Annotated in this window: 8 protein-coding genes; 2 read left to right on the top strand and 6 right to left on the bottom strand. The window is 42.2% G+C overall.

Annotated elements, in window-relative coordinates; all coding sequences use genetic code 11:
• Nucleotides 1-3: 3 nt before the first annotated feature.
• The 5 genes from KTH84_RS14045 to abaR form a co-directional block, all read right to left on the bottom strand.
• A complete protein-coding gene (locus tag KTH84_RS14045) occupies nucleotides 4-3,963 on the bottom strand; it encodes a non-ribosomal peptide synthetase (RefSeq protein WP_262473694.1) in 3,960 nt (1,319 codons plus the stop codon).
• Complete coding sequence (locus tag KTH84_RS14040; RefSeq protein WP_004640490.1) at nucleotides 3,960-4,220, bottom strand: acyl carrier protein; 261 nt, start codon at nucleotides 4,218-4,220, stop codon at nucleotides 3,960-3,962. Before KTH84_RS14040 ends, KTH84_RS14045 begins: the two co-directional genes overlap by 4 nt.
• Nucleotides 4,217-5,992 carry an acyl-CoA dehydrogenase gene (locus tag KTH84_RS14035; protein WP_262473747.1) on the bottom strand — a complete coding sequence of 592 codons (1,776 nt, stop codon included), beginning with the start codon at nucleotides 5,990-5,992 and terminating at the stop codon, nucleotides 4,217-4,219. The genes KTH84_RS14040 and KTH84_RS14035 overlap by 4 nt, the downstream gene beginning before the upstream one ends.
• 50 nt (nucleotides 5,993-6,042) lie before the next feature.
• Nucleotides 6,043-7,932 (bottom strand): fatty acyl-AMP ligase, encoded by a 1,890-nt coding sequence (locus KTH84_RS14030; protein WP_262473691.1) that lies wholly within the window; start codon nucleotides 7,930-7,932, stop codon nucleotides 6,043-6,045.
• Nucleotides 7,933-8,757: 825 nt separating this feature from the next.
• The gene (gene abaR, locus KTH84_RS14025) at nucleotides 8,758-9,474 is read right to left on the bottom strand and encodes a LuxR family transcriptional regulator AbaR (RefSeq protein ID WP_133975919.1); all 717 of its coding nucleotides are present in this window, start codon (nucleotides 9,472-9,474) and stop codon (nucleotides 8,758-8,760) included.
• Between the two features lie 635 nt (nucleotides 9,475-10,109).
• On the opposite strand from abaR, the gene KTH84_RS14020 reads away from it, so the two are divergent.
• Both KTH84_RS14020 and abaI read left to right on the top strand, forming a co-directional pair.
• The gene (locus tag KTH84_RS14020; protein WP_262473690.1) at nucleotides 10,110-10,526 is read left to right on the top strand and encodes a DUF4902 domain-containing protein; all 417 of its coding nucleotides are present in this window, start codon (nucleotides 10,110-10,112) and stop codon (nucleotides 10,524-10,526) included.
• A 63-nt stretch (nucleotides 10,527-10,589) separates the two neighbouring features.
• Nucleotides 10,590-11,156, top strand: a complete 567-nt coding sequence (gene abaI, locus KTH84_RS14015) for an acyl-homoserine-lactone synthase AbaI (RefSeq protein WP_262473688.1) — start codon at nucleotides 10,590-10,592, stop codon at nucleotides 11,154-11,156.
• A gap of 141 nt (nucleotides 11,157-11,297) precedes the next feature.
• Here abaI and KTH84_RS14010 read toward each other — a convergent pair whose 3' ends face one another.
• Nucleotides 11,298-12,659 carry an MFS transporter gene (locus KTH84_RS14010; RefSeq protein WP_262473687.1) on the bottom strand — a complete coding sequence of 454 codons (1,362 nt, stop codon included), beginning with the start codon at nucleotides 12,657-12,659 and terminating at the stop codon, nucleotides 11,298-11,300.
• Nucleotides 12,660-12,708: the final 49 nt, after the last annotated feature.

Below are 12,708 nucleotides of genomic sequence, written 5' to 3'. Positions count from 1 at the left end.
TTCTTATGCGGGAATTGGATACATCTGATCAATTGTCTGGGCAACAGCCACGACATTCTCAGCGTACATAATCGATGAATGATCACCAGGCAAATCAACCTGTGTAAATGTGTCTTTGACCAGTTGGTCCCAGCCTAGACTTTCCCCAAAATCTTCCAGCTCATCTTTGGCCTTAACCAAGAGGATCGGAAAATCTTCAGGCTCTGGGAAATAGGTCTGAAGTGCGATGCCATTGGCTAGATAGGTATCAAAGTAAAGTCGGAAATCTGATGGGTCAGCATCTAAAGGCAGAACATTGATGGCCTTGGCTTCTTTAAGTACATGATCAAACATGTGATCTGGACTCAATTCACGCAAATATTGCGCTGGTATCGTCAGCTTTTTGCCATAAGGTGCAGCCAGATCGCGGGCAAACCAAGATAAAAGCATGGCATCATCAGCATCATCAGGCATATTCTCAGCGATTGGAGCACGGGTATCGATCATGACAATACCTGTGACCTGCTGCCCCATTAGACGCAACTGATGACTGATCTCATATGCAATCGCACCGCCAAAGCACCAGCCACCGAGAAAATAAGGTCCCTCAGGCTGCGTCTTTTGCATTTCAGCAATATAGAGTGTCGCCATATCTTCGATCGCCACTTCAGCAGCATCTGCTTCTATCAGGCCTGGAGACTGAATAGCACGCAAGGTACGACTTGGATTGAGATGGCGCGAGAGCTCCATATAACAGAAGGTACTGCCACCAATCGGATGGAACAGCCACAGCGGCTGTTCGTAGGTTCCGCGGCGCAGCTCGATTACGATAGAGGGTTTGACTTCTTTATTGTCACGAATGATCTCAGCCAGACGCTCCACGGTGGAGTACTGTGCCAGCAAGGCAACTGGTAGGTCGGTACTGAATACCTTTTTGAGATGATTGATAAGCTTTACAGCCAGCAACGAATGCCCGCCCAACTCGAAGAAATCATCATATATTCCAACCCGTTTGACCGACAGGATCTGCTCAAAGGTTGTACAGAGCTCGATTTCGATCGGATCGCGCGGTGCAACATAGTCATTGCTCTGCTCAAACACAGGCTCAGGAAACGCTTTACGATCTAGCTTATTGTTAGCCGTCATTGGAAACTGATCCAATGTAATAAACGTATTTGGCACCATGTAAGCTGGAAGATGGATTTGCATCGTCTTTTTCAGATTAGCAATGTCAATCTCATGTCCGATTAAATAGGCTACCAGTTTCTGATCGTTGCCAGCTGTGGTCTTCACCAACACAACTGCATCCGTAATACCGTCGATCTGCTTGAGAACATTCTCAATTTCGCCTAGTTCAATACGGAATCCACGAATCTTGACTTGGAAATCTAGACGCCCATGATGAGTCAAATGTCCATCCGTATGTAGACAGACTTTATCTCCGGTACGATAGAGTCGACCAGCATTTGGCAGCGATGGCAAAGTTCTAAATTGCGCATCTGTCAGCTCAGGTCGATGCCAGTAATCAACTGCTAGACCATCACCCCCAATCCAAAGCTCTCCCATGACACCCGGCGGGACTAAACGCTGCTGTTCATCAAGAACATAGAGCTGTGTGTTCGCCAGTGGTTCGCCTAAAGCAATATATTTTGCATCAGTGATACGAGCCGCACTCGACCAAACAGTGGTCTCAGTCGGGCCATAGACATTCCAGAGACAGCCGACTTTGCCTAGCAGTTTTTCTGCCAGTATAGAATCTAGCGCTTCGCCTCCACAGAGTGCGGTCAACTCTAAATTGCCGCTCCACTCGCTGTCTAAGAGCATTTTCCAAGAGGCCGGTGTTGCCTGCAAAACATTGATAGACTTAGTATTTAGATAATCTACCAATTGATTACCGTCTTGTGATACCTCTCGTGGGCAAACATGCACCACACCGCCGTACATCAGCGGAATCAACAGCTCGAGAATCGAGATATCAAACGCATAAGTGGTGATCGCTAACAGCTGAGTCTCAGTCGTTACTTGCAATCTATCATTCATGGATAGCAAGAAATTGATGATTGAAGGATGCCCAATACGTACACCTTTTGGCTTCCCTGTCGAACCTGAGGTGTACATCACATAGGCGGTCTCACCAAAGGCAAGCGTCTCGCGTACTTGCTCAAGGGGCACAACACCAGCTTGATTGATATCTAAGCGCGGTACAGAAACTGTGAGAGCATCCATCAACTCGGTTTGAGTCAAGATTACTTTAGGTTCAGCATCTTCGATAATGTTATGAAGACGTTCACTTGGGAAATTAGGATCTAGTGGTACATAGGCTGCCCCTGCCGCCCAGATCCCGAGGATTGCTGCTGGCAATAACGCTGTGCGATCTAACATCAGACCTATACGATCGCCACGAGTAACGCCATGTACACGCAAATATTCAGCGATACCAGCGATGTGCTGACCTAACTCACGATAACTAACCGCATGATCATTCGAGGTCAGAGCATGATTATCACCACGTTCATCGATCTGCTTTAGAATCATTCCCAATAGATCATGTTGAGGATAATCAGTAGCCTGTCCACGTAGGGCATCGAACTGAATACCATCCTTATAATCAGGTGCGATATCTAACTCAACGATCTTACGTTCAGGATGAGCCACCATCTCTGATAGTACAGCTTGCAGCAGTTGCACCATATTATCGGCAGATTGTGCAGAAAACAGCTCGGAGTTGTATTTCAGTACGCCAACGAGTTCGCCTTGGTATTCACCACCCATTTCTAGCGTAAGATCTAATTGGCCTTCTTGCTGGCGAACTGGAAAACTTCCTAACGTCAGCTCTTGACCAACCAAAGTCGCTGGAGTCTGGATTGGCAAGAGTAGTTCTTTAAACTCATCCATGCCGCCTAGACGTTCCCAGAACATTCCCACCTGCGCCAATGGATTAATACTGCCATCACGCTTTGGTGAAACAGCCTCAACCACTCTAGAAAAGGCAACTTTTTGATGCTTGAGGCTCTGTCTTAATTGTTCCTGCACCTGCTGTGTGAACTGTCGTAAAGTCTGATCAGCATCGATGTCCATGTGAATAGCAATCGTATTGACAAACTGCCCCAGTGCATTGCGCAAAGAGCGTTCAAGTCGACCAGCTACTGGTGTGGCAATGACTAGATTATTTTCATGAGATAGTTTGTGTAGCAGAATATAGAAACCCGATAGTACGAGTCCGAACAGCGTGATCTCATAATCTTTCGCCAAGTTCACAAGACCAGATGACACTGATTCGGGTACACGGAAGACCAGTGAGCTGCCTTTATGTTGCTGCACAGCTGGACGTGGATAATCAAGCGGAATGCTATGCACGTGTGGTGCATGCTGTAACGCATTTTTCCAGAAAATTAGACTCTCATCAGCATCATCTGTCGCTGTGCTCTGCTGATTATCTGCATACTGTGCGAACTCGATTCCGTTCACCACATCCGACCCTGTAACAAGTCCAAAACGTTGGCAGACATCACGCAACAAGAGACCGATCGACCAGAAATCCATTAGGGCATGATGAATCACAACCGCAATCACATAGTGATTTTGACCGCGCTCATAGCAATGAATACGCCATAGCGGTGGCTGAGTCAGATCAAAAGGTTGCTTCGTATCCTGCTCAACTAATTGTGTCAAATCAGACGCATCGACATGGCGAGCATCAGACACGATAATATTAGGATAGATACGATCCCAGATAAGTTGCTCAATACCCTGATCATTGGCAGGCATGCTTACACGCAGCAGCGGATAATCATGCATTACCGCCTCTAGAATCTCCATCGGCTTGTTGCCTAATGGTTGGTTAACCTTCACATCAAAGGCCACCACCATATTGTAGGCACTGCAAGTCGACTCAAGCCGCTGGATATACCAGATGCCGAGCTGTTCTGCAGAAATCGCATGGCGCGATAGAATTACAGGTTCCAGTCGTACAAGGTTGTTCACGAAGCAACTCCCTGCTGCAACTGAGAAACGATATATTCAGCCAACGCATTAATTGTTGGGTAATCCCATAGTAGTGTCGGCTCAAGTTCCAGTTGTGTCAGATCCTCTAGATCCCCAGACACCGACAAAGCGACGATAGAATCAAGGCCGTAACTGGTAAATTTTTTCTGTGGATCAAGAGTCTGGGGCTCTACACGCATTTCTTTGGCTACTAGCGTGCGAATGATTTCGCTCCAGTAAGCTTTATCTTTATTCATGGGGTAATATCCTCTTTAACCGGTTTGGCATCACGCGGTGCCAGTGCAAAATCGATGACAGATAACATATGGTTGTTTGAAATTCGGTCTAGCAGATCTGCCAATGTGCTTTCACGCAGTGATGTCATTGGAGGGGATGTCTGCCCTTCAGCGGCATTTAGGAAAATGATCAGCCATGCACCATCCTGCAAAGCAGGTCTTAGGCCACGACGGTTAAAGACCCAGAAACCCAGCACAGCAATGCGAGCAAACAGCTCGGCATAGTCGCGGGCTAAGCTGAAACGTAATGTTTCGAACTCTTTAGCCGCTTCTGAACTTGAGAAATAATCTTGAATTTTTTGATCTAGCGTGCGCTGCTCGATAAGAAGCTGATCAGCACGCTCACGTAGCGTGGACAGCGTCTCAGCAGCCAGCTCCACTGTAACGTCAGCATCGTTGAGCATCTCAATGATCGTTCCCAGTGACTCCATCACCAAGTCACCATCTCGGTTGAAAATCTCAAGCTCGCGGAAATCAATAGCATCGTTTTCCACCTGCAAGTCATACAACTGGCGATAACGTGCTTTAGCTTCGGCTTGGTCGAGATGGTCGCCTTTTTTGCTACGCCCTTTATTGGCAGATTTGAGCTGAAAACTTAGGCTGTCTAGACAGACGGTACTACTGCCGTCAAATACACTAACAATCAGATGATCTCTGAAGGCTTTCTGGTACATTCCATCAGCATATGCATTTCTTAAGAAAAACCGTGACCCAAGCACTGAAGAGGTGATTTTGGCGAGTGACTCTACATACTCAGGCACCAGTACTTTGATGATTGGTGACCATGTGCTGAACTGATTGATACAGACGTGTAGCCCACGCGCGCCAACGAGTGATAACACCTCAGCTGCTAACAGATAGGCATAGGCTGTAGCAAGTTGCTCACGTACTAGCGGAATGCTTATTACTTTTTTGTTATACAACTCGCGTTCGATAGCAAACTCGGTCGCGATGCGCAGCATCGTATCGCCCGCACCCAGAGAGAAGCTGCTGCAATATGCACGCGTCACCTGTAGCGTCTTGAGTCCAAGTTCCAATCCCTGACCTTCTTCACCGATCAGGGCATCTTTGTGAATTTCAGCATTGTTAAAGCCGATACCGCTAATATCTAGCCCACGCATACCAACCGTTGGCAGGCGATTCAGGCTATAAGTTCCTTTAGATGCCATGTGACGCTTATCAAGCCAGAATGCGCTCAGACTACGCGGTCCACGGTCATCCGATGTTTTAGCAATCAGACTTAAAGAGTCACCTAGAGTCGCTCGATTGATCGACCACTTTTCACCATTTAAGATGTACTTGCTCTCGGCAGCTTGTGCAGTTACTTCACTGGATAGCAGGTCAGCTCCATGCGCTTTCTCGCTATAAGCCAACGCTGGTGCAGCACCCTGCAAAATCCGGGTAGCGATGTTTTCGCATTGACTAGAGTTACCGCCGATCCATACGATCACGGACCAAGCATTCGTGCTATAGGTCGAATTAATTGTTAGATCACGTCGTGCCAGCACGCGATGCAGATATAACAACTCTTCACCAATTTCCATGCGACCTCCGAGCTCTGAAGGGACATAAAAACGGTTCATGCCCACAGCATTCAGAAAATCAACAGCACGCTGAGGATATTGCTCCTTCTCATCACGCTCGATGGCCGCGGACCAAGAAAAATCATTATTGGTATCATGTACGGAGCCTAAAATTTGCTCCAGACGAGCAGCAGATTGAAACTGCCGCAAATTGGACGTAAGTGACATGAGTTTTTGCTCAAATGATTAAAGGGTAAGGATTAAAACAAAGCACTTTTTAGTCGATTAAAAATGAGCGCGCGCACTTCTCGTTCCTTGATCATTGAATTGAGTAGATTGGAGCTATAACGAATCAGTTGCCCCCGCTGCTCACGATCACGGATGACTTCTAAGCCATTCTTGACATAGTTTCGGGCCATCACCGTTCTACGGTTTGGATGGGTTAAACAGATCAGTTGACCGCGCTCGATTTGCTCTTTAATTTTTCTTCTTCTAATTTTTCCGCTGGTGGTCTTGTTTATCCGACCTTGATGCAGCAAATAAACACCTTCTACAGGTAAGCCGATATCAGCTGCCACTTGCTCTTTAACCTGAGTTCTGATGGTTTCAAAATTAAGTGTCTTGTCTATCGACTTCTTCTTGATCTCAAGTACAACCGTGATGCCGTCAGAATTACCGAAATTCACTGCTGCGACACAACCCTTACGCACAGCAGGATGCGCCACTTCGACGGAGCACTCGATATCTTGCGGGTAATAGTTTTTGCCACGGATGATGATCACATCCTTAAGGCGACCGGTCACATACAAGTCTCCATTTTTGACAAAGCCCATATCACCAGTTCTTAAGTAATGTACTTGACTAGGCTTATCCGCTTTATCGAGGATGGTTGCAGCAAAGGTTTCCTGATTGACCTCAGGCTTCTGCCAGTAACCCGCAGTGACACTCTCGCCTGCTAGCCAGATTTCACCAACTTCATCAACCCCTACCTCTTTGCGGGTATGCGGATTGACAATACGACAATCAATATGTGTAGAGATCTTTCCACAGCTCACCACTTGCACGGCTGTCTGGTCTTGGCTGGTCTGCACCAAATTGGCATTCAACTTTTCACGATCGATTGAAATCGCATTGAGAGGACCAGTCACACCACTGACTAAGAGCGTAACTTCGGCCAAGCCATAGCACGGCAAGAAAGTATCCAGTCTCAATTTCGACTGAGTATTGAATTTTTCCATGAAGCGCTGCATGACATTAGCCTTAATCGGCTCGGCACCATTAAACAGCACACGCACACGGCTCAAATCAAGCGATGCAGCCTCATCATCCGAGATGCGATGTAGACACAATTCATAGGCAAAGTTTGGTCCGCCACTAATCGTGATGCCTTTTTCACTAATGAATTGCAGCCACTTAAGAGGTTTACGGATAAAATCCAGCGGTGACATCACATAGCAAGTCAGACCTACATACACGGTCTGTAAAACCGAGCCGATCAATCCCATGTCGTGATAGACAGGTAACCATGTAAGACCGATATCATCGGCTTGTGTGCCAAAAGCTTCAGCAATCATGACTTCATTTGCCATGATATTTTTATGGGTGACGATTACACCTTTAGGCCAACCTGTTGACCCTGAAGTGTATTGAAGGAAACAGATATCTTCTTCAGCAATGTGTGGAAAATCCTTTTCCACCAAGTCACGCTGCAATTCGGCATCAACGGCGTGCAATATCAAATTTTCATTTTGAGCTTTTAATGTGATCAGCCCTGATAGTTCAAGAATCTTTTTAGTTGTGAGTACTATCTTTGGCTCACAGTCATCCATAATATTCAAAATATTAGAAAAACCGTTGCGGTTAAAAGGCAAGCTGACAGGTACTGCGATAATTTTAGCTTTCAGACAAGCAAAGAACGATACGATAAAGTCCAGTCCTGGCTCGAACAGCAACACGGCACGTTCGCCACTGTCTACAAGATTCATCAATACTTGAGCTTGATGTTGAACCCGCATGTTCAGATCTGCATACGTCAGAGATTGAATACCACCAGATTGGCGTCCCAAATATTCAAAAGCAATCTTGCTTCCATTTAAATTTGCGTGGGACTCCAAAGTTGCAATGATATTATCCGTACACATTACAGCCATAACTTACTCCGATTAATTATAATTCACCCTTAAAACTCGCTGGTTCAGAAATTACCTTTCTAGCGGGGGCTTTTAATAAAAATGAATATATTTTTTTTGTTTAAAATATAAATTCACATTATATTTTATGTGCTAGTGTTTTTTATTACACCTGTAAAGGTTTACAGGTTGGTTAGTTTTTATTGAAAATTAAGGCACTAGATATCTTTCATAAATTATTTTTATTCGGTTTAATATTATGAATATTAGCTATTAAATTAAATTTCAAAATCAATTTCTCTATTTTTATAATATTTACTAAGATTTTTAGCATGCCAAATATAAGCTCTATTCATATTCTTATCTTATTAATAACTTGACTCTAGATTTTGTATTTAGAATCTAATTTACTGTGTGGTTTCTTTTTTAATGTCAAAAATAATTGTGGTAAAATTCCTTAATAGCCTTTGCTTACAAGGATAAAGCTCCAAAATAAACCTACTTTAAATTGCATCTGAATAACTTAAACTTATATATAAAATTTAGACTAATATATAAAACTACAAACCAAATTGTTTGACCTATAAGTGATTTATAAAATATAAATCCTATAGCAATATTATTAATTAAAAAATCATTTTATTACCAGCATTTAAATATTAGAAAAATAAAATTATTAAATTAAGCCAAATTTAAAAATTAAAAACTTATTATAAATTATTTTTAAAAAATTTAATTTTAATTAAAACCACCTTTAAATAATTAATTTTATTTAAAAAACACATTCAATAATAATTTATCTTATTATAATCAAATATTATATTTCTCTATTTTATATATGTAACTTTATAAAATCCCTAACATTACAGCTCTAATCGCTGCTGAAATTTTATTATTTACATTTAGCTTCTGCATTGAATTTCCAAGATGAAAATTTATGGTTCTTTCAGCCACCCCGAGAATCTGCGCAATCTCTGCTGACGTTTTACCTTCCGCCGTCCAACGCAGAACCTCTTTTTCCCGCTTCGTTAAATAAAGATTAAACTGAGCAAATTCTGCGTCATTCACAATTTTAGCAATGCTGGAATGCACTGTCTGGGACAGCCAATACATATTTGTATATTGAGCTTTCTGCTCTTTTTCTGATAATTGGTCAGTGGATCTTGCCAGTGTTAGCATCCCCCTTGTACCAATAAAGTCACGGCTTGACTGTGCCCAACCGACATTTAAACCATAAGAACGCGCCTCTTCCCAAAAATCTTTTTGAGATTGCGTGTTCGCAGATTGGCTCGACCAGACAAGAGGTTGAAGTGACAGCATACAATGCTGTACTGTTGGATCTACTACTACATATTGCTGCTTAACATAACGCTTTTGCCATGCTTCAGGATAATTATTCAACATAATCGTTTTTGGTTCAGCAATAGATAATGGTGCCTGCATACCATAAGCACAATAATCAAATCCGAGCTTTAAAGCTGTAGATTTGACGACCTCAAATAGCTGATATTCATTTTTTACCATCAGAGATGCTGATAGTAAATCCTCTTGCCAATTTTCCATTTACTCTCATTAGACCTTATTCATAAATCATTTTTTTAGTTGCATATGGTGAATTTATAATCCAATTAACAACATTTTTGAGCCTGAGAGGGTGGTAAATTCTTCGGATAAACTAGTTTCAGAAAGCTTTTTAAGGTTGTTATATTGCATATATGAATTATGCTTGAAATTCTCAAATATAAAGGACGCATTTTATTCCAAAAATGAGTATTTTTTACTTTCAAAAAAAGTCTATTATTTATCCTTATTTGTGTATTTCTATTAATTTAACTAAATAATAACCTTTACCAACAATACACTCCGTATAAGTTTTCTATTTATTATTAGGTGCAGCGTAGAATAATTATAATGATCTCGAAAATATTTTTTTAATAATAAGGATAGATATTATCTACAATGCACATGATAAATGTACCCTATTGATAATATTGAAACAAGCAACTCTCATATCGAAGCTATAGATGGCTCAATTTCTGCATAAGTAAAACTCGCTGCCCGAAGTACTTTCTAAAGAACAACTTAACGTTGTGTACCACCAAATTATGGCTAACCTGTAAAAACTAACAGTATTTTGTTGGCAATAATTTATGTTATTTATCTATAGAATTGTAATTCAAGTCACTTGAACAGGTAGCATGGTCACAATCCCCCCTGATTTCTCAATCTCAACAGATGGTTTTATTCGGATGAATGAAAACCAGCTTATGAATTACCCCCTCCAGCACCTCATATCTACTGTTGAATCAACACAAATTGAAGATTCTCAAATTCTATATTGTGGGTTTACTGAATGGGCAACATCACGGAGCCCAGCTTTAAGTACCGGATGGGACTGGGAATTTATTGAGAACAATGGAATTGCTAGCTTAAAGCGAATTGGACTACCTCGAAGCAATATCATGATTGTTGATTTATCTGGTACAGATATTGGATTTAATGTTACTGAAACATTAATCGAAAAAAAAATAGATTCTTTGTTTTGGGAACAGTTCATTTATGCTCAAATCAATACAACGCATACAAAGACTAAATTAAGTCCAAATTTCTCGTAGAAACCTGTAAATTCTTACAGTTACCACCTTTTCAGCTGTCGAGTAAAGTCGCCTGAAAAATAAGTGGAAGCACTTGTAATGAATGTTATTGTTGGATTCCAAAACAATTTTTCAGAAGGCCTATATACCAAATTTAAAAGTTACCGCTACAGGGTATTTGTTGAACATTTGGGTTGGGAATTAAACTGTCCAAATAATGAAGAACTAGACCAATTTGATAAGGTCGATACAGCTTATGTCGTTGCTCAAGATAGAGAATCTAATATTATTGGCTGTGCCAGACTTCTTCCCACCACTCAACCCTATTTACTCGGTGAAGTATTTCCTCAATTAATGAATGGAATGCCTATTCCTTGCTCGCCAGAAATTTGGGAGTTATCAAGATTTTCAGCCGTAGATTTCTCGAATCCGCCGACCTCTGCTAATCAAGCAGTGTCATCGCCAGTCTCTATTGCAATTCTGCAAGAAGCAATTAGCTTTGCGAGAGAACAAGGCGCAAAACAACTTATTACGACCTCACCTCTTGGTGTAGAGCGGTTATTACGTGCTGCTGGTTTTCGTGCTCATCGCGCAGGTCCGCCAATGGTTATCGACGGATATGCTATGTTTGCATGCTTAATTGAAGTGTAGTTGGTTAAATCAAAGTCTAAAAATCTTAGTGACATTACAAAGATTAGGGTCATGAGTTCAAGTCTCGTTTCCCTCGCTAAAATTTAAAAGCCCAAATCAAACGATTAGGGCTTTTCTTTATTTGAAGATTCAAACTTAATATTAAGACTGCTCAGTAATTTTGGTTTTCAAATTTAATTCTGATTTCTTATGGTAAGCCTCATCAGTTTTAGTCTGCCAATCACGCGGCATAAATGAAGTTGATATAATCGCAACTACTGCCATAGATCCAATATAAATCATAATTAAGTAAGGATTACCCTGCCCGATACTTAAAAGCTTCGTCGCAATTAGTGGTGCTAAACCACCACCGAGCACTCCAGCTAGCTGTACCGAAATTGAGATTCCGCTATAACGGATTTCTGCCGGAAATTGACGTGCAAAAAGCTGAGCTTGTGGGGCATACATAATTGGAAAGACCACACCAATCGCTAAAACAATTGCCGTCCAGACCAATACCGGATCTTTTGTGTTGAGCATGGTAAAAAATGGATAGCAATAAAGTGCCAATACGCATAACCCAAACATAAACATATTGCGTTGACCGACTTTATCTGACAAATGTCCACAGAATGGTGTCATAAATAGAATGACTATTGCACCGCAAATGGTGGCAAACAAAATGTCTTGGCGTGGAATCTCAAGTTGGGCAGTGGTGTAAGCCAATGTAAAAGTTGAGGCAATATAGAACCATGCGTTCTCGGCAGCACGCGCCAAAATAATCGTGATGAGTTGCTTCGGATGATTTTTAAAAACTTGTAAGGCAGGAACTTTGACTTCTTCAGACTGCTGTTTTACTTTTTCAAAGTCTGGTGACTCAGGTACTTTCACTCGAATGTACCAACCTACTGCCAGTAAAATAATGCTGGCAAGAAATGGTAAACGCCAACCCCAGCTAAACAGTGCTTGCTCAGGTAATAATGACACCAATCCTAGCGCGATTGAGGCTAGCATTAAACCACCACCTGTACTGGCCTGAGGTAAACTTCCCCAAAAACCCTTACCGCCTTCGGGTGCATGCTCCACTGCCATAAGCACGGCACCGCCCCATTCACCGCCCATTGCCATACCTTGAATGAATCGCAAGACGACCAAACCTATGGCCGCCCAGTAGCCAATTGACTCGTAAGTTGGTAATAAACCAATGAGAACCGTCGGAATCCCCATTAACATGAGCGTTAGTAACAACATCGACTTACGGCCAATTTTGTCACCAAAATGACCAAAGACTAAACCACCTAGTGGTCGCCCAATAAACCCAACGGCATAAGTTGCAAATGCAGCAAGTACACCTGTAAGTGCATCCAGATTGGGGAAAAATAATTTATTAAAGATGAGAGCTGCTGCTGCGCCATAAATAAAGAAGTCATACCATTCAATGGTAGTGCCGACCATACTAGAGATGCCTGCTAGTCGATGTGACGACTTTTTAGAATGTGAACCGTTTCCTTGTATAGTTTGCATCGCAATTTCCTTTTTAGATTTTCTTGTTTTGTCTTTTTTATGCTTATGA

The organism is Acinetobacter sp. WU_MDCI_Abxb74, assembly GCF_025513915.1.
In the GTDB taxonomy this organism is placed as follows: Bacteria; Pseudomonadota; Gammaproteobacteria; order Pseudomonadales; family Moraxellaceae; genus Acinetobacter; species Acinetobacter calcoaceticus_C.
The sequence above is the reverse complement of the archived record's forward strand: the minus strand, read 5'-3'. Positions and strand labels throughout refer to the sequence as shown.

Coding starts and splice junctions, on each gene's coding strand:
- KTH84_RS14010 (WP_262473687.1), bottom strand. CDS start 12,659: ATGCAAACTATACAAGGAAACGGTTCACATTCTAAAAAGTCGTCACAT.
- KTH84_RS14040 (WP_004640490.1), bottom strand. CDS start 4,220: ATGAATAAAGATAAAGCTTACTGGAGCGAAATCATTCGCACGCTAGTA.
- KTH84_RS14020 (WP_262473690.1), top strand. CDS start 10,110: ATGGTCACAATCCCCCCTGATTTCTCAATCTCAACAGATGGTTTTATT.
- abaR (WP_133975919.1), bottom strand. CDS start 9,474: ATGGAAAATTGGCAAGAGGATTTACTATCAGCATCTCTGATGGTAAAA.
- KTH84_RS14030 (WP_262473691.1), bottom strand. CDS start 7,932: ATGGCTGTAATGTGTACGGATAATATCATTGCAACTTTGGAGTCCCAC.